Genomic DNA, 19,353 nt, shown 5'->3' on the forward strand with positions numbered 1-19,353 from the left:
ATAGTCGTCAATTGCGCAGCATATACGTTTCGTACTCAAGCCTCAAAAAGATGCGATCGAGCAACAGCACGGCGGTCGCGACCAGAATCAGCAGCGTAAGCGCGAATCCGTATCCGTAGAAATCGGGAGCCATCCAAAGCGTGATGCCTGTCAGTACGCCGTTCAGCACCACGAATGCGGTACAAATCTTGAGCACCGTGCGCCGCTCGTCGAGGTAGAACAGCACGTTCAGCACGCCAAGCAGCAACACCTGCAAACTCGCGGCGATCACGTCTACCAGCAGTAACGGCATATAAAGCGTCGAAATATGCAGCGCACTGAGCACACGCTCGCCAAACACGACGACGAACAGCAACACCACCGTTTGAATTTTGACAATTTCGTAAAGCCCCGCGCGCACGCTCGTCACCATCATGTCGCGCATGTCGTTGATATGGCGCAGCGTCGCACCACTGCGCACGGCATCATAAAAGGCGTCGTAATACTCGACGAAATCCGCTTCAATGCGCACGAGAAACGTAGCCATGCCAGGCATCACGCAAATGTATGCGATAAAAACGGGGATGTCGTAAATCACCGAAGCGTGCAGCGGCCCGATCACCTGCGCCCCAGTGCTCGGCGCATACCAGAACATGAATTTGTCGAGCCACACCCCTACGTTGAAGAAGAGGCCCACCAGCGCCAAACTCGGATACGCGAAGCGTCGATCGAGCATCTCGAACGAGATGAAGCGCGTGCTGCGGTAGTTGCGATAAATGAGCCCCGACAGTCCGATCAGCAACACGACGTGTCCGGCGACAAACCCCGCGAGCAGACCGGAAATACCGAGACGATTGAGCGACAGCGAAAACGCCACCGTGCACGCGTACCCTACGACGAAGACAAACAGGATCTGGCGATACTGCTTGACGCTCGACAAAAAGATGACGGCAATCCAGATATTGCTGATGACAACGCCACCGGCGATCATCAGCATGCGGTAAGCCAGCGGTTCGCCGCGAAACCCGATCGCGACTGCAATGAACCCGACGACACCCGACGCCAAAGTCGAGATCAGCACAACACCGTTGTAGGTCGAGAGCACGAGGTCGTCGCGCTTTTCGAACAGGCGATCCGAGATGAAGCGCGTAAACGAGAGTTGCAGTGGCCCGGTCACAATCAAACTGCACGCAATCAGATAAGTCACCGACACCTGAAATTGCACAATCGCGTAGCGCGGAATGGTGTAATCGAGGCTCATCACCCCGATCATTAGGATTCCTAAGATTGATAGAATCAGCGGCCCGGAGCTGATCAGCCCCGCATAGGCGTAGGCGCGTGCAGCGCCCGTCAACGTCTGACCCTTCAAAATCTTGCGCAGTTCAAAACCAATGCCAGCCATTAACGCTTCTCCGGCAAGTGGGACGGGGACGGCTGCACCGCATTGATTGCGTTACCCGCATGCATCGGACAACCGGCACGAGGGTTTGCTTGCGAGCCGCCGGCAGTGCCGGGCTCGCGATCGGGCAGCGAGCAAAGCCGCTCGTACAAGGCACGGTATCGATCAATCATCGCCTGCTTCGTGTAAAAGCGCCGCACGCGGGCAAGCGCTGCTTGCTGAGCACGCTGCCAACGCGCGTCGTCTCCGAGCATGTCGAGCGCCGCTTGTGCGAACGCGGCAGGATTGGCAATCGGCACGATCGCGCCAGCCGTACCAATGGCGCGGTCCTCGCTCGAGTCTCCTTCGATCAATTGACGACATGATCCGACATCGGTCGTAACGGCCGGAACGCCTGCCGCAAAACCCTCGAGCACGACCAGCGGCAATGCCTCGCTGATCGACGTCAATGCAATGAGATCGATCTGAGGCAACATATCGGACATGCGGCGAAAGCCCTGGAACACGATGTGTTCCGAAAGACCCAGGCTCTGCGCAAGCGCGCGACATTCGTCCGCATAAACCGGGTCCTCTTCCTCGGGCCCTACAATCCAACCTTCGATATCGGGCATCGTGCGCGAGGCGATAAAGATGCCGCGAATAAACGTCTTCACATCCTTGATGGGCACGACGCGCCCAACCATCGCGACCACACGCCGCTTGCGCGGCGCGCGCTCGGCAACGAACGGAGCGAATGCATCGACATCGACGCCATTGGGAATGGTCTGCGTTCTCGCGGCGTCTGCCCCGTCGGTGATTTGACGTAACCGGTTCGCTTCGTAAATCGCTACGATTTCATCGGCGGCATCGTAGGCCATCCGGCCCAGCGCTTCGAAAAAACGGACCCACAATTCCCGGAAATAGCTGATCTTGGAGACGTCTTTCTCGAAGGCGCCGCGGTTATCGCTGATCCATTCGCTCTGAAGCAAATCGATCTTGCGCTCTTTGGTATAGATGCCATGCTCCGACACGATCAACGGCCGACCGGTCCGGTAATGCAGCAGCGCACCGAGAAAACCGGCGTAACCCGTGGACACCGCTTGGTAAGCCTTGGCGCGCGGCAGTGTCCGCGCCAGACGTTCCAAGTGCCATAGCGGCTGGTGCATGATGCGCACAGTCCAGAAGTAATCGGTAAACGACGGGTCCGTACAATTGCGGCCGTATTGATCGACGATGTAATTCCACGCAGCGCGGCTCGATAAGAAGGCCTTCTCGTTGAGCGCCTTGTCATCGCCGATCAAATCCGCGATCTCCTTCATGAGCACCGCGCCGTCGGCATGATGTTCGCCGCGCCACGCGGCATGCAACTCCGCGGATTTTTTGAATGCCTTTTCGTCGCCTGCAATTTCACGCGCGGTTCCGTGGTCGGCCACCGCTTTCGACTCGTAAAGAAACTGCTCGGTGAAATGCACGACGTTATCGGGCAATTCATAGGCGGGCGCGCCGTAATCCTCTTCACGGCTGCCGATAAACGCAATCGCAAAGCGCGTATCGGGAAACGACCGGATCATGTCGTTCACCCAGCTCGACACACCGCCGCGCACATACGGAAACGTGCCTTCCAGCAGCAGACAAACGTCGGCATCGGCGGAGCGGCGAAGCAATGACGATTTCATGTTGACCAATAGCGCACGAGGGGTTTCAGGACGGGAAGCGCGGCGGTGTTACCGAGCGAGCCCAACAGTTCCGACACGCGGCTGTATTCGCCACGCAAGAACGCAGCCTCGGCAAGCCACGGCACAAGGCGCTCCCGCGGGAAGCCGCGCGCCTCTGCTTTGCCGATGTAACGTCCAGCGGCCTCGGCCTGGTTGTTGGCAAGCGCGACACGGCCTCGGATCAGCCATAACGCAGCGTCGTTGTCGTCGTTTTCGAGCGCGATGGTGGCATGCCGATCCGCCTGCTCCAACGTATGTCGATAAACCGCACCTTGAACAAGATTCTGATAAACGAGCTCGAAGTACAGTTCCGCAAGTTGCCGGTGCAGCGTGTGACGTTCTTCCCGAGCGTCGGCACGCGTTTGTTCGAGCGCTTCGGACGTGCGAAAAATGCGCTGCATGATTTCGTTCTCGGCGCGATCCAACGCGCCGTAGGCGATCAGCCGCACGTCTTCGATCGGATCAGCCAGCAGATCACGCAGCAACGGCCCGGTGGTCCGCGTCGGCATGCTTTGGATTGCCACCAGCGCGGACAACCGATCCTGTGCCGCCACCTGTGTATTGACGAGCCGCGCCTGCAAGCGAGCCCCTCCGCCGTGCGACACGCGCGAGATCAGATAGGACACGAACTGCGGAGCGGCGATATCGCCGTATCGGTCTTTATGATCTTCACCCGGAAACCAGGCGGCCCACACGCAGCTCGCAAGCACGACCATTCCGCCCAACAGCGGCACGAACGAGCAGGCAAGCCATAGCCACAGTAAGGCCCAACCGCGCGGCTCGCGATATGCAGCGGGTAGCAGCGCGTGGCACAGCAGTGCTTGCACCGCGCCACCACCGAATGCGATGGCCACCACTGCGAAAAACGGATCGCCCTGATCCACGCGGTTGACAATACCGCATACCGCGACGAGCTGAAGCGCCGTCACTGCGGCGAGCCCGAGCAATGCGCCGGCGACGAGCAAATAGTAGGCGGGCTTAGACATCGACGCCACTTCGCTTGAGCAATCGAGCGAGTGCGCTGCCCGGCTTGGTGTCGGTCAAATGCAGCGTGTGCACGCCGACGCGTGCGCTTTCGAAATCGAGCCGGAACTGCGCCAGCAGGCTTGATTCGATCCGGGCAAGATAGCCGTCGACGCCGGTGCTGTCGGTGGCAGGCATCAAGTTGATGATGACCGATGCACCGGGCTTGCGCACAGCCCAAATCAGATCGAGCGAGCGACGGCGTCGTAGCACATGCTCGAACAGCGAATCACCCGCTTCGTCCTGCGGAAACACGAGCGCGACGAGTGACGATGCGATGCCGCACTCCCGCTCGAGCCTCGCAAGCCGCCCAAGTTCGAGCGCGAAATCCACCGGGCAATCGGGTACATCGCTTGTGATGGTGCGTGCGAGCGCCGCATGCTCGACGCCGTCGGCGTAGTAGCCGAGCATGACGAGCAGCAACTGCAGGTTCTCGAAGTTGAGCGAAAGAAACGGCATCCGCTTGATGGCGAGTACGGCTGGCGTGCTGCCGTCAGCCGCAACGAGCGGCGCGCATACGAGCAATTGCGTGCCGGCCGCCGTTTCGGCGGCGTCCATCAAATGCGCAACTTGTTTGGTCCCCAGCGCACGCGTAACAAGCTCGTCGTGCAGATCGAGCTCGAACGGCTCGCCAATATGAGCGAGCGGTATACCGATCACCTTGCCGTCGCGCAGCGGGAAGAGCCCTGCAACGTCGATCTGGCACGATTGCGCGACGAATTCGAGCAGTGCTTGCGCACCGGTCATCGCGCCGCTTTCGCCTTGCTCCTGCGCCGTCGCTTCGAGGCCGCGTGTAATCGACAAGCGCCTCAATTCGGTAATCGCGTCGCGCAACGTCGTCGGCTTCGAAAGCAAATCCTTTTCCAGGCGCTCGTGCGAAAGCCGCATCAGGTAATGACTGTTCGTCAGCGCAACAAGACGATCGTTCAGATAGTCGTTCAGCGCCGTTGCGCGCGCCGTGCGATTGCCCCACGTGTCGCCGAAGTGTCCCGCAACGATGGTCTGCACGAGGCCGCCCACGATGAACGGCGTTTGCCACGCTGCATCGACGCCATGTTTTTGCAACAATGCACCCGCGGCCAGCAACGCACCGCCAAGGATGCCGAGCAACGTGCCATAGCGCAGGGCTATAACGAGCGGTGCCAGCCATAGCCACGGGAAGCCGCTATGCGCGAGCAATGGGTCGTCAGGCACAAGCCAATGGGCCAGCGCGAGCACGACGAGCATGAACGCAATCGTTTCGACAATCGCGAACGGGCGAGCCACCGCCGGCGCAATGAACCGCCGCAAACGCCCTAGATTTCCGAAAGGATTCGAATAGCGCGGCCTTGCCGGCGTCGAAGCAAGCGGTGCACTGGCAGTGGTCATGATCGGCTCCCGGTCCTACGATCCAAAATAACGCGGTGTAAGCTTGGGCTCACGAGCGCGGGCGCAGCGGCGAAAGCAAGCCGCCAATCAGCGCGGACGCAGTGCCCGACAAACTCGAGCGGCTCCATCCCGAACGCGTGCCGGTGGCACTCCAGACCACACGGCCCGATGCCGTGTCGGTCAACTCGAACGTCACGCCGGCAACCGGCTCGCCATCAACGCCCGTCTTATAGCGCCACTCTTCGACCGCGCCGCTGAGCACATACTTGATGTGCTGCTCGCGCGCCCATGCAAGCTTCTTGTCACCGAGCTCGCGCTGCGCCGTATCGAACATCGTGTTCGATTGTTCATCGGCCGGTGCCACGCGTACGTTGGCGAGACCATTGACGCGCAGCACGCCGGCGGCGATAGCCGCTGCGTTGCCGCCGGCAGCCGGCGTTTCCGTAAAGTTCACCATCGGCACGACAGCGATCGAGTCCTGCGTAGTCAACGCCGGCGCTGCCGTTTGCTGGATCGTACCGCACGCGCCGATCGTCGCGACCGCCAGCGCGAGGAGCGCAAACCGTTGCATCGAGCGACCCCACCCTTTCTTGCTGTTCATCGAATGACTCCTCATTGATTCAGTTACTTGCAAACCGCCTCGCGGCTTAATAAAACCAGCTATAACGAACACCTACCTGCGTGACCGGCGTACCTTGACGCGACACGCGTTGATGCTCGAGAAAGAGCGCCGCGTGGTCGCCGCCGAAGACGGTGCCGGCCAATCCGACGTTGACGCCCGGCCCCCAGCCCTGATTCGAGTCGTGCACGATGCCAACATCGAGATACGGACGCCAGGCGCGCGTGTACCGCGTCAGCAAATCGTTGCCGAAGCCGAAAAAGAGCCCGTATTGCGTGTAGGTCGACGGCATGAAATCAATCGCTGTCGCAGGTTGATTCGCAAGCGGAATGAGCCTTGAAACGAGGCTATCCGCGTTGCCGCTCGCGTGATAGTTGCCGCGCATACCGACGAGGCGCACCGTGTAGTCCGGATAGTTGGTGCGAATGCGGTAGCTGATCTCGCCAGTGGCAAGCACACCGCTGCCCAGGAAATTGCGCGCTTGGCTATAGAAGCGATCGGCCTCGACGCTGCCCGTGATCGACATGCGTTGCGTGATGCGCCAAGTGGCATCGCCAATGAGCTCATCCTTCATCCCGCCGATAGCGAGCAGTTGATTTTCGTCCGCCATCCGGTTGCGGCCGAACCGCATGCCGAGCGTCAGCGGCGAATTGCGGCCCGCTTGAGCCGCAAGCTCCAGCGTATAAAAACTGTTCAGCGCTTCGCGACGGCCCGCAGTCACGGACAGCATCGAATCGAGTGTCTGCCGTTGCAGCGAGAAAGCGATGGACCGGTCAACCGACGGCACATTGACGAGCTGGCTCGAATCGGTCGAGCGTTGGAACCGCTGAACGCCGAGTGCGCCGATCATGTAGCGCTCCGACAGCTTGCGGGTCGCAGCCAGCGTTTGCTCGACGTAATCGAGCGGATGCTCGACATGGTTCGTCACGCCCGCATCGATGGATTGCGGCCACGCCATCGTTGCCTCTACGAACCGCGTATGCAATTCGTCGTCCGCGGGCGCACCGTCCAAACCGGTATACGCGAGGTGCACTGCTTCGCCCGGCCGATCGGCGGCCAATGCCGCATCGATACGATCGTAGATCGGCAAGCGCGAACGTTCGGCTGCGAGCAGACGCTCCATTTGAGGCACGTCGTTGTCGGCCAGCGCGATCGTGAGTTGCGCGTCGGCAGGTCGCAGCAATCTTGCTGCGTACTGCTGAGCCAGCCATCGCTTGGCAAGCGGATTCGCCTCGTGCGACACGGCCCACGCAATCGCCACTTCCTTAGCCGCCGCATTACGCAGGCGTCGGCTGCGAGCCACGTCGGCTTCGCTTCCCGGCATCGGCCCCGGCAATCCGGGTACCGAACCGAGCAAGGACACCGGCGTTTGTCCGGCATTGCTCACGCCCCGATCGGCGAGCAACTCATCGAGCAAAGCGAGCGATTTGTCGCCCGTGGTGAACGTCGTCGACAGCGCCACGCGCCGAGCGCGCAATTCGTCCTGCGCATCGGCACTCGGCGCCGCGCGCAACGCCGTCACCGCTTGTCGCGCACGTGTGCGGCCATTGGTCGCGACGGGCTGCTGCCGCTCGCGCGCAAGCTGCTCCCAGACGCGTTGTCGAATCGACCATGCAAGGTCGCCGCGACCCGCCATCTCTTGAGCGTCGGCATACGTGAGCAGCCATAGCGGATCACGCGAAAGCAGCGCCGATTGACGGCGCAGGTATTCGAGCGCGACAACCGGCCGATGCGCTCGCATCGCCGCCGCGGCCAACGGCCCCCACAGCGATGCACTCGATGCGCTGCCGCTTTGCATGTGACGCAGCGCAACGGCCACCTGTGCGTCGGTGCCGAAGTCGATCAACATCCACAGATAGGCCGCACGCAAATCGTCGCTCGCGCCGGGCAACTCGAGTGCCGTGCGCAGATCGGCGATCGCTTCTTGCGTATGGCCGGTCAACCGGAAGTATTCCGCTCGGGCGCCGAGCACCGCTGGCGACGCTTGTACGGCCGTTCGATCTTGCGAGCTGAGCGTTGCGAGCAGCGCGGCGATGCGGTCCATCGCACCGGCCTCGGTGTAATAAGAAAGCGCATCTTGCAACGCAAGCATGCTGTGATCGCGGTGAAAACGCAGTTCGGCGACGCGTCCTGCGTCGATCGGGTAGGCGTCGTAAAAATGCGTCATGTCGCCGAGATCTTCGCCCGTTGCCTGGCCGCCGGCAAGCAAATGACGGTAAGCCTCGTTCGCCTCACGATCGCGCTTGAGAAGCCTTGCGAGCTCGCCATAGTTACGCCAAAAGGCCACGTTCTTATCGGTGGCGGCATGCTTTACGGCGGCCAACGCTGCGAACGACGCACGATGATCACCTCGTCGATAAAGCACGCTCGCGGTACGTAACGCAGCGTCGATATCGCCCGGTCGATGCGCTTGCACCGAGCGATAAGCAGCCAACGCTTGATCGTCATGGCCCGCGCGTTCCGCCAGTTGACCAATGCGTGTATCGAGCGCATCGACATGATCGGTGCGTGGCATTGAGCGCAAAAACGCGAGCCCTTCATCGGGGCGTCCCAGACGTTCATAGGCCGCCGTAACAGCATCGAGCTTTTTCAGGTCGGCCGGCGAGGTGCGGGCATCGTGAATCGCAGCCGCCAGATAGGCCTCGTCGTCATCAAGCATGGGCGCCATGCGCAACACGTTCTGCCACGCGGCCGGCGCGTTGGACAGGCGCGCATAGGCAAGCCACGCGTGCAATGCCAATGCCGGATTGCGGTTCCATTGCGCGACTTCGGCCAAGCGCTGCGTCCATTTCGTCGAACGCGGATCACGCTCCACTTGCTGTCGGGCGATTCGCTCGGCGCTGGCCGTGTCGCCGGATTCAACGAATGCCCGGTAGACGATATCGGCAACATCGCCGGATGCTTTGTTCGCTGTCTCTTGACGCGTAGCCGAAGCAGCTGAGGTCGCCGAAGTAGCTGAGGTCGCCGAGGCGGCAATACGCAAGACACGATACGGATGCCCCCGCTCACCACCCGCACGCGCCAATACGATGGCCGACGCATATCGCGGCCTTTGCGGCAATGGTCCGTCCATATAGGCGTATGCGTCGACAGCGCGCACAGGTGCATCGCTTTTCGCAAAACGCGCAAGCATCTTCGCGAAGCGATCGACAGCGTCGGGACGGTTTGCCGCGCGCGCGAGGTCCACGAGTTCGATCAACGTGGCCGAATCGTCAGCAAGCGGGCCGAGATGCGTGTTTGCCGCATCGAGGGCCTCGTTCATCAGGTTGCCTGCACGTAGGGCGTGAATGCCGGCGAAGAAGCAGCGACGCATCTCTGCCCGATCGCCCGCCTCATCTTGTTGCCGGAACCACGCTGCTGCTGCTGCGCGATAGTCCCCGCTTTCAAGCGCATAACGCGCGACGTTCGCGTCCCACTCTTTGCGTCTGGCCGCATCGACGTGCGACAAGCGCGCGTAGACCTTTGCGGCCAAGCGCGGATCGTTTGCCTCCACTGCACGCTGCGCGAGCCATGTCAGTTCGCTCACGGAAGTGTCAGCCTGGGATGCGGCCGCGATGCGTGTGCGCCAATCGGCAAGCGCCGCGGCACGACGCGGGTCTTCGGCGGCCAATCCAAAATACCGTTGTGCGGCGATCGATACGCCCACGAAAGCCGCAACTCGCTGCGATTGAGGCGCATGGCTCGCTTCAAGCCTAGCGACCATTCGTTGCGCATCGTCGATCCGACCCAACGACGCGTACTGCGACGCCAGCATCGCAATGAATTCCTCGTTATGCGGCTGCACTCTCGACCAAGCTTCGAGATAGGCAACGCTGAGCGCACTCGGTGCACCAACGGAAGCCACGCGTTCGCGAATGCCGCCGCGCAGCGTAAGGACATAAAGCGCAATCAGCACCGCACCGGCGAGCAGTGCGATGAGCCAGGATGAGGCGATACGTGGCGGTTTAGTGTTCACAATCGATCTCGACCAGTCGATACTCGACGCGCTGCCCTTCGGTCGCGGGCATATCGATCTTCACGTCGCCTCCGTCGCGGCGCACTGCCACGGGCTTGCCTGCGACCGTTGCACGACAACTGCGTGCGCTGGCAAGCTTGATGAACGGCTGGTAGTAGCCGCCGAATTCAAACGACAGCGCGTGCGGCTTGCGTACGAAGTGACGCACAAAACCGTTGGCCTCGGCGATATAAGGCAACGAGGCGGATGACGCCGGCGCCGCCGAACCGCGTTGATTCGAATCGAGCGATACCGCGGCCGCGCCGCCATCGATATGGATATAGGTGCCATCGGGGCCTGTCGCAAAACCCGTAACGCCCGAAGCGCCCTGCAAATCGGGCACGGTGCTGCCCGGCCAATGCAACTCGCGTACAGCGCCGTCGCCGCGCACAATCCACCGGTTGCTGGCAGGCTCCACCTCGCGCGCCACCGCAAACGAGCGCCAGTCGAGCACCTTGTTGGTGTAGTCGGTCACATGAAGCGGCAATACGGGTTGCTTGAGAACGTTCGAGAAGATCTCATCGAGCGCACGCAACGAGGCGATTTTCGTGCCGCTATACATATGGAAGTAGATATCAATCGGCTTGAAGCGCAGCGGTTCGTCGGTCATTGCGTACGTCTCGAGCACGCGCGTGAACCCGTAAAACGGGCCGAGCCAGTCGTTCGTATAGACGTTCTCGTCCTGATTGGGCGCATAGATCTGATAAGCGCCCGGCCCCTTGTCGACACCGATCGGCGCGATGTTCGTCCAGCTGCTCGCCCGCTTCGTGATCACGGTGTCGCCGCCATTGATATTGGCGACACCCGCTTCATAGACCTTGTGCACAACCATTTCCGGCGGCTGACAGTTGCCGGGCCATTGCAGCACGGCGGTCTGTTTGCCGGGCGGCGCGAGCCGCGTGTTGATGTAGTCGATCGAACCGCGTATCTCGCGATCGATATTGAACTTGTAGTTGGGGATCTCGATGGAGAAGGCGGTGTCGCCGCCACCCCGGTCAATACGCGCACCCGTAGTCGCGTCGACGAGCGTCCAGTCGAATGGATGCGAATAGGTGTGCGTGCCGATCTCGACATAGGGCAGCGCGAACATCTTGCGAGCGATGACTTCGAGACGAGGGGAAAGCTCGGGGTAACGTCCGGCAGGCCCCACTTCGCCCTCGATGACCGATAGCGTCATCGGAATCCGATAGCGTGTGAAGATTCGGTTATAAAGCGCATCGCCCGAGTAATCGACGCCGGGGAATTCGGCGCGCGATGCAAAACCGTCACCGTCTACGTGCACCATCAACAGCCGCCGTCCATTTTCGGTCGTCACGCTCGGCGATGGCATGGCGGGCAAGCGCAACGCTTCCTTCAAGAACGCGATTGGCTGAATGGCCCAGCGCTCCTGCTCGATGCCAGTCAACGGCACGACCGTGTACGGGCTCAGCGCAAACCCGCCCCACGGAGTAATGGCTGCTTGATCGACGGTGGCTCCGCCGACGCGCGCGCGCAGCAGCGGACGGCTCGCCGCGCCGACCTTGAGTGCGGCTACGTCGCGTGCATCGAGCCCCGGATCGATTTCGAAGCCGATCATCGCATCGCGCATCACTGTCTCGACTTGCCCGCTAAAAGGGCCCGCGACCGGGCTCAAGTCGAGCGCCGCGCCTTCGTCGGCGGCAGCCTCGAAGCCGAATTGGCCGACGAACGCGATGGGCACGTGCGCTTGCACGCGTGCGTCGACCCAACGTCGCCACGCGTTCGCATCGCGCACGCCAACACCTTCGAGCCATGCCACCACGCCGGCATAGCGATCGGGCGTGATGTCATCAGGCAAGCGTTCGTTGACGTTGACGTATTCGACGTCATAGCCGAGATAGTTCAGCGGCATCGCTAGATTGCGCACCCCGGGCGTCAAATCGAGCGGCAGATCGGGCGCCGTATCCTGAACCACGAGCACTTTGCGCGGCAAGACCTCGATTGCCCCGATGCCCACGACATCGCGGCCCGGGTCGGTCACATAAGGTGTCACGCCGGCGGAAACGACATCGATTGCCGTGCGGCGCGCGCATTGGCGATCTGCACGCTCGCAGAATTCGAGCGACAACACCGGCACGCCCGTCTGCCGCATGAATGCCTGGGCGGCCGCTGCGCGCGTCGCGCGCTCCGCCGCGGGCACCTCGACTATGCGCGCGGCCTGCTCGTCCCAACCGCTTGCCAACGGCTGGCCGAGCACGGCATAGGTCGAGCGCGCATGAGCAAGCGCGGCGTTCAGTGCGTCAGGGCCGCCAACGAGCAGCCGCGCGTCGGGGTGCGCGGTCGAAATCGCGTCGAACGCCGCGATAGCCGCGGCGTTGTCGAGCAGAAACCCGCGATAGCCGCGCGCCCAAAGCGGCTCCACTTCTTGCGCGACGATCTCTGCGGGCGAGGCGCTTGCGCTGGGCGCGATGCGGGCAACCCAGGTGGTGTGAGCCAGCTTTTGCGTGACCGGCTGGAAATGGCTCGACGGTTCGAGCACAACAGCGTCGAACGCTTGCAGTGCGTCGACAGGAGGCTTGTCGCCATTGAAAAAAGCAACGTTGACGTGGCTACGGACGGCCGGAGCAGCCGACACGGCCGTGGTCATGACAATGGCCGCGGCGAGCACGAGGGCATGCCGCGCGCTGATCGCACACGCCAATGTCCAACTGCAGATCCCCGCTCGCTGCTTGGTCTTCAAGTCACACCCCGTAAGCCGATGATCATGGTTCGCTGAACCGGTCACGGCAAGTACATGGGCTTGAAACAAGGGCCAACGTGTTGCCGCGTTATTTCTTTTTGCTTTTTGCTAGACCGGCGGATTCTATACGACGTCAATACGAAAAGTAAAACATTGCGGCCCGTAGATTGCCGAGTTGACGTTCGTAAAGAATTAACATTTTTTAACGCAAACGTTTGCCGCCTTGCCAGTTATGCCTGACTAGCTACGATGCCCCAGAGGGAAGAAAACTTGATCGGTGAATGTACCTGTTGTATCCACACAGCGCCCGGGCGCCATACGCCAGCCAGCGACGTGTAACCGCCATACAACGACCTCATCGAACGGTCACTCCGTTGTTGGCGCGCAGGGTGCAATGCATCGGCGCGCAATCGCGGCTTGCGAATTAACCGGTAATTTCGCCCGAGTTGGAGATTCGATCGCTTCTAATTAGCATCGCGGCAATGTTTGCCCCCACGGATGTTATTTGGCACTGGCGAATTCGCGATGTCTTGCTTAATCGTTTGGGAATTTAGTCCTTGCCGTATAGGAACTGGCTCTCCGCCTTTTCCTTAGACGTATTCATATTTCGTAGTACGAAACAACCGCATAGCCGTACCGCTATCGCGCACCGCTCAGCTTGCGCCACAGCGTGGTTTTGCTTATCCCGAGCGCCCTGCACGTCGCATCGCGATCGCCGTTGCATGCGGCGAGCACGGCGCGGATTTCGCTCGCTTCGACATGACGACTGCGCTCGCGCAATGTTTGGCTGTCGGCATCGGGACGTCGCTGCCGGGCAAACAGCTCCGGCGCGATGGTCTGCATAGCCTCGCGCGTCAATGGTCCGCGCGTCGACGCGAGCGTATCCGCATCGGCCAACTCCACGGCAATCCGCTCGATGACATTTTGCAATTCGCGCACGTTGCCGGGCCATTCGTAGTCACGCACCAGCGCTTCGATTGGCGAGAGCAGCCGCTGCGCATCGTCGGCGTTGTGTATGCGCGCATTGAGCCGAGGTTCGCGGCGTGCCGCTTGCAGCAACAATTCAGTCGCGAGCTCGAGCAGATCTGCGCCGCGTTCACGCAGCGACGGCAGCGCAATGCTGAGGATGTTGAGCCGGTAGTAAAGGTCCGCGCGAAACGTGCCGTCCTCTATCGCCCGTGACAAACCCTTGTGTGTTGCCGCGACGACACGAATATCGACGAGCGTCGGCTCGGTCGCACCGAGGCGCACGACTTCGCGCTCTTGCAACACGCGCAGCAGCCGGCTTTGCAGCGGCAACGGCATTTCACCGATTTCATCGAGAAAGAGCGTGCCGCGATGCGCCGCTTCGATCAATCCCGCCTTGCCGCCTTTGCGCGCTCCGGTGAACGCCCCTTCCTCATAGCCGAACAATTCGCTCTCGAGCAACGCTTCCGGAAATGCCCCGCAATTGATGGCGACAAACGGGAATTTGCGGCGTGCGCTCAATCGATGCATGCTCTGCGCCACCATTTCTTTACCGGTACCGCTTTCACCGAGCACGAGGACGGTCGCATCCGATTTCGCGTAACGGCGCACGAGCGCGCGCACGTGCTCCATCGATGCGCTTTGCCCGACGAGATCCTCGAGCCGATACCGCGCCGCAAACTGATGCGTGAACTGTTTCGAGCGCAACGTACGGTCGAGCCGCTCCACCGCTCGTGATTCCTGGAACGTGAGCACCGCGCCCTGTTCTTCACCGCCTGCTGCCAGCGGGCTCCGGTGCACGAGATAGCTGACCCCGCGAACTGATAGCAGGACATCGCCGTCTACTTCGGGTAACGAGCCGACAAGGGCTGGCGCGAGTTCGGATAGCGCTTTGCCGGGCGCCGCTATCGGATCGATGCCAAGCGCGGCCGCCAAGCGTCGATTAATCGCTTCTACGCGCCCCTGCGCATCGAGCGCAACGACGCCGTCGCGCAAGTGTTGAAGCAAATTGTCGACATGCTGGCGGCGCCTGGCCTCACTACGTGTTGCTTCGGCTACTTCGAGCGCTGCATCGAAGGCGGCGCGGACCGACGCATGCGAATAGAGGAACACGGCGCTCATTCCGGCCGTCGCGGCCAGATCAGCCACGAGCCCGGGTCCCACCACGACTTCCACACCCTTTTCGCGTAAATCGAGAACGCAGGCTTGCGCGTCCGGCGCCGAACGATATGACGAAAACACGACGTCGAGCCCATAGGCGGCAACGAAGTCGCGAATCTCGGGCGGTGTCTCTCCGGGGCTGACAAGCGCGACCGCCGCAGATTGGCGGCGTGCCCGCGCGAGCGAATGCATGATGTCGAGACCGCTCGGGTTGATCTGGACGACTGGCACGGGAATGCGCGTTTTCAGGTATGCGGCGTTGGAGCCGCCCGCGACGACGATATCGGGCATCCTCGCACCAGCCGCGTCAACTTCATGAACGGCATCGTCGTAAGCGCGCGCGATGATGCGCAAGTCAGCGCGGGCCTCGTACTCGCCGACAATCTCGAAGAAAAGATCGCGCAGGCGGCTGATACCGAATGCCCAAATGACGGGCCGAGGAGCAAGATCGGAAATAGCGCGGCTCATGTAATACCTTGATGCGACGACAAAGTGCTCATTATGAGCCCGATCATTTCGTTTATGAAATGCAAAATTTCATAGATGAAATATCGATTCGCATCCGCTTGGATTCAATAGTCTGTTTAATCAATAAGTTAGGAGTCCTTTGTAATCCTGGTCCGCACCTTGCTATTGTCTGCCGACCATATCAATCAGTCCGCCTTCATGGGAGGGAATCGACGTTGAACTCAGTCAAACAGCAATCAGCTAGCGCAGGCGCCGCGTTTCGCGCCGCGCTCGCCGATGCGAAACCGCTGCAAGTGGTCGGTGCCATTACCGCGTATGCGGCGAAGATGGCCGAAGCCGTCGGCTTCAAGGCCGTTTATCTCTCGGGCGGCGGCGTTGCCGCGAACTCGTTGGGCGTGCCCGATCTCGGTATCAGCACGATGGAAGACGTGCTGATCGATGCTCGCCGCATCACGGACGCCTGCTCGCTGCCGCTGCTTGTTGATATCGACACGGGCTGGGGTGGCGCATTCAACATTGCACGCACTGTCCGCTCGTTTATCAAGGCGGGCGTCGCGGCCGTGCATATCGAAGATCAGGTCGGACAAAAGCGCTGTGGGCACCGGCCCGGCAAAGAATGCGTGCCGGCTGCCGAGATGGTCGATCGCATCAAGGCGGCGGTCGATGCGCGCACCGACGATTCATTCGTCATCATGGCCCGCACCGACGCGGCGGCGGCAGAAGGGCTCGAATCGGCCATCGAGCGCGCAGTGGCCTATGTCGCAGCGGGCGCCGACATGATCTTCCCGGAAGCCATGAAGACGCTCGACGATTACCGCCGCTTCAAGCAAGCGGTGAACGTGCCGATTCTCGCGAATCTGACCGAATTCGGTTCGACACCGCTTTTTACGGTCGATGAATTACGGCAGGCCAATGTCGATATCGCGTTGTATTGCTGCGGCGCGTATCGCGCGATGAATGCGGCCGCGCTCAATTTCTACGAGACGGTGTTGCGCGACGGCACGCAACAAGCCGCGGTGCCCACCATGCAAACACGCGAAGATTTATACAAATATCTCGGCTATCACGCGTACGAGGACAAGCTCGACGCGTTGTTTGCCGCCCAAAAGTAATCGATGATTTGGAGACGATGTCATGAGTGAAGCAGGTAACGAAGCACCGGCACAAGGCGGCTTCAAGCCCAAGAAATCGGTCGCGCTATCGGGTGTGAGCGCGGGCAATACCGCCCTATGCACTGTTGGGCGCACGGGCAACGACTTGCACTATCGCGGCTACGACATTCTCGATCTCGCCACCGCCTGCGAATTCGAGGAAATCGCTTACCTGCTCGTGCACGAAAAGCTGCCCACGCAAGCCGAGCTCGCCGCTTACAAAAGCAAACTCAAGGCGTTGCGCGGACTGCCCGCGAACGTGAAAGCCGCGCTCGAATGGATACCGGCCGCGGCGCACCCGATGGATGTGATGCGCACCGGCGTATCGGCGCTTGGCACCGTGCTGCCGGAAAAGGACGATCATGCGATCGCCGGCGCACGCGATATCGCCGATCGCCTGATGGCCTCGCTCGGCTCGATGCTGCTTTACTGGTATCACTACTCGCACAACGGCCGGCGCATCGAAGTCGAAACCGACGACGATTCGATCGGCGGGCACTTCCTGCATCTGCTGCACGGCAAGGCGCCGTCCGGATCGTGGGTGCGCGCGATGCATACTTCGCTCAATCTTTACGCCGAACACGAATTCAACGCGTCGACGTTTGCCGCGCGCGTGGTTGCCGGAACCGGCTCGGACTTTTACTCCGCCATCACAGGCGCGATTGGCGCATTGCGCGGGCCAAAGCATGGCGGCGCCAACGAAGCGGCATTCGAGATCCAATCACGCTACACCACCCCGGACCAGGCCGAGGCCGACATCCGCCAGCGCGTGGCGGCCAAGGAAGTGGTGATCGGCTTCGGGCATCCGGTCTATACAATCTCGGACCCGCGCAACAAGGTCATCAAAGAGGTCGCGAAAAAGCTGTCGAAGGAAGCCGGCGACATGAAGCTGTTCAATATCGCCGAGCGGCTCGAGGCCGTGATGTGGGACGCGAAGAAGATGTTTCCGAATCTGGACTGGTTCAGCGCGGTGTCGTATCACATGATGGGCGTGCCGACCGCGATGTTCACGCCGCTTTTCGTCATCTCGCGCACTTCGGGCTGGAGCGCGCATGTGATCGAGCAGCGTATCGATAACAAGATCATCCGGCCCAGCGCAAATTACACCGGTCCCGAAAATATGAAGTTTGTGCCGATCGAGAAGCGTTGATCGACGAGACCGGCCACACCGACTGGAGAAGGTCCATGAGCGCCGAAATGTATGAAGCAGGGCTCGGCAAAAACGCCGCGAATTTCACCGCGCTTACGCCGTTGAAATTCATCGAGCGCACGGCAAACGTGTACCCGAACGCGCTCGCCGTCGTACACGGCAACGTGCGACGAACCTGGGCGGAAACGTATGCGCGAACGCGCCGCCTTGCGTCGGCGCTGCATGCGCGCGGCATCGGCATCGGCGATACGGTCGCCGTCATGCTGCCGAATATTCCGGCCATGGTCGAAGCGCATTTCGGCATTCCCATGGCCGGGGCGGTGCTCAACACGCTCAATACGCGGCTCGACGCGCCCACCCTCTCCTTCATGCTCAATCACGGCGAGGCCAAGGCGTTGCTTGTCGATCGCGAGTTCGCGGGCCTGATGCGCACGGTGCTACCGTCGGTCGAGCGGCCGATTCTCGTCATCGACGTCGATGATCCGGTCTATACCGGCTCCGGCGATCGAATCGGAGAAATCGAATACGAAGCGCTGCTCGAAAGCGGCGACCCGACATTCGAATGGCAACTGCCCTCCGACGAATGGAACGCGATCAGCCTGAACTACACCTCGGGCACGACGGGCAACCCGAAGGGGGTCGTCTACCATCACCGCGGCGCTTATACGAATGCCATCAGCAACATCCTCGAATGGGATATGCCGAAGCACGCCGTATACCTGTGGACGCTGCCAATGTTTCACTGCAACGGCTGGTGTTTCCCGTGGACCGTTGCCGCGCGCGCAGGCGTAAACGTCTGCCTGCGCAAAGTCGAAGCGCAAGCCATCTTCGACTTGATCCGCAACGAACACGTGACGCATTACTGCGGCGCGCCGATCGTCCATCACCTGCTTGTCAATGCGCCGGACGAATTGAAAGCGGGCATCACGCACCGCGTCAGCGCAATGGTGGCCGGTGCGGCGCCCCCTGCTGCGCTAATCGAGAACCTCGAACGGCTCGGCTTCGAACTCACGCACGTGTACGGGTTGACCGAAGTGTACGGGCCCGCTGCAGTCTGCCCGCAGCAGCCGTCGTGGCGCACGCTCGATATTTCCGAGCGTGCGCGCCTGAACGCACGACAAGGTGTCCCCTATCATCTGCAAGACGACCTTACCGTGCTCGACCCGAACACGATGCAACCGGTGCCGGCCGATGGCGAGACCATCGGCGAAATCATGTTCCGCGGCAACATCGCGATGAAAGGCTATTTGAAGAATTCGACGGCAACCGAAGAGGCGTTCCGCGCGGGCTGGTTCCATTCGGGCGATCTCGGCGTGATCTATCCCGATGGTTACGTCCGCATCAAAGATCGCAGCAAAGACATCATCATCTCGGGCGGCGAAAACATTTCGAGCATCGAAGTCGAAGATGTGTTGTACCGCCACCCCGATGTGCTGGCCGCAGCCGTGGTCGCGAAGCCCGACGCACGATGGGGCGAGACGCCCTGCGCTTTCGTCGAACTGAAAGCGGGTGCGAAGGTAACCGCCGCCGAATTGATCGCGCACTGCAAGGCGCACTTGGCTGGGTTCAAAGTGCCGCGCGCCATCGAATTTTGCGAGTTACCGAAGACGGCGACCGGCAAGATCCAAAAATTCGAGCTTCGTAAACGGGCCGGCTCCGTGGCCGCCATCGACCAATAACGTC

General features: G+C 61.1%; 11 protein-coding genes. 3 read left to right on the forward strand and 8 right to left on the reverse strand.

Translation table 11 applies throughout. The features are described from left to right. Positions 1-7: 7 nt before the first annotated feature. From pelG to prpR, 8 genes are all read right to left on the reverse strand, one after another. Positions 8-1,381 (reverse strand): exopolysaccharide Pel transporter PelG, encoded by a 1,374-nt coding sequence (pelG, locus tag ACSQ20_RS20350; protein WP_436023627.1) that lies wholly within the window; start codon positions 1,379-1,381, stop codon positions 8-10. Continuing rightward, positions 1,381-3,033, reverse strand: coding sequence for a GT4 family glycosyltransferase PelF (gene pelF, locus ACSQ20_RS20355; RefSeq protein ID WP_436023629.1), 1,653 nt, complete (start codon positions 3,031-3,033; stop codon positions 1,381-1,383). Before pelF ends, pelG begins: the two co-directional genes overlap by 1 nt. Then, positions 3,030-4,058 (reverse strand): hypothetical protein, encoded by a 1,029-nt coding sequence (locus tag ACSQ20_RS20360; RefSeq protein ID WP_436023631.1) that lies wholly within the window; start codon positions 4,056-4,058, stop codon positions 3,030-3,032. Before ACSQ20_RS20360 ends, pelF begins: the two co-directional genes overlap by 4 nt. Then, entirely contained in the window at positions 4,051-5,463 is a 1,413-nt protein-coding gene (locus ACSQ20_RS20365) for a PelD GGDEF domain-containing protein (protein ID WP_436023633.1), read from the reverse strand. The genes ACSQ20_RS20360 and ACSQ20_RS20365 overlap by 8 nt, the downstream gene beginning before the upstream one ends. 49 nt (positions 5,464-5,512) lie before the next feature. Continuing rightward, positions 5,513-6,064 (reverse strand): penicillin-binding protein activator LpoB, encoded by a 552-nt coding sequence (locus ACSQ20_RS20370; RefSeq protein ID WP_436023635.1) that lies wholly within the window; start codon positions 6,062-6,064, stop codon positions 5,513-5,515. 46 nt (positions 6,065-6,110) lie between these two features. Next, complete coding sequence (locus tag ACSQ20_RS20375) at positions 6,111-10,037, reverse strand: tetratricopeptide repeat protein (protein ID WP_436023637.1); 3,927 nt, start codon at positions 10,035-10,037, stop codon at positions 6,111-6,113. Beyond that, complete coding sequence (locus tag ACSQ20_RS20380; RefSeq protein WP_436025767.1) at positions 10,027-12,681, reverse strand: polysaccharide deacetylase family protein; 2,655 nt, start codon at positions 12,679-12,681, stop codon at positions 10,027-10,029. The genes ACSQ20_RS20375 and ACSQ20_RS20380 overlap by 11 nt, the downstream gene beginning before the upstream one ends. A gap of 732 nt (positions 12,682-13,413) precedes the next feature. Continuing rightward, positions 13,414-15,369, reverse strand: coding sequence for a propionate catabolism operon regulatory protein PrpR (gene prpR, locus ACSQ20_RS20385; protein ID WP_436023639.1), 1,956 nt, complete (start codon positions 15,367-15,369; stop codon positions 13,414-13,416). 215 nt (positions 15,370-15,584) lie between these two features. On the opposite strand from prpR, the gene prpB reads away from it, so the two are divergent. The 3 genes from prpB to ACSQ20_RS20400 are packed head-to-tail and all read left to right on the forward strand — an operon-like array spanning position 15,585 to position 19,349. Further along, the gene (prpB, locus tag ACSQ20_RS20390; protein ID WP_436023641.1) at positions 15,585-16,481 is read left to right on the forward strand and encodes a methylisocitrate lyase; all 897 of its coding nucleotides are present in this window, start codon (positions 15,585-15,587) and stop codon (positions 16,479-16,481) included. A gap of 22 nt (positions 16,482-16,503) precedes the next feature. Further along, entirely contained in the window at positions 16,504-17,670 is a 1,167-nt protein-coding gene (prpC, locus tag ACSQ20_RS20395) for a bifunctional 2-methylcitrate synthase/citrate synthase (protein ID WP_436023643.1), read from the forward strand. 35 nt (positions 17,671-17,705) lie between these two features. Beyond that, positions 17,706-19,349, forward strand: a complete 1,644-nt coding sequence (locus ACSQ20_RS20400) for an acyl-CoA synthetase (protein ID WP_436023645.1) — start codon at positions 17,706-17,708, stop codon at positions 19,347-19,349. Positions 19,350-19,353: the final 4 nt, after the last annotated feature.

Origin of the sequence: Trinickia sp. LjRoot230, from assembly GCF_964253315.1 — a bacterium.
GTDB lineage: Bacteria > Pseudomonadota > Gammaproteobacteria > Burkholderiales > Burkholderiaceae > Trinickia.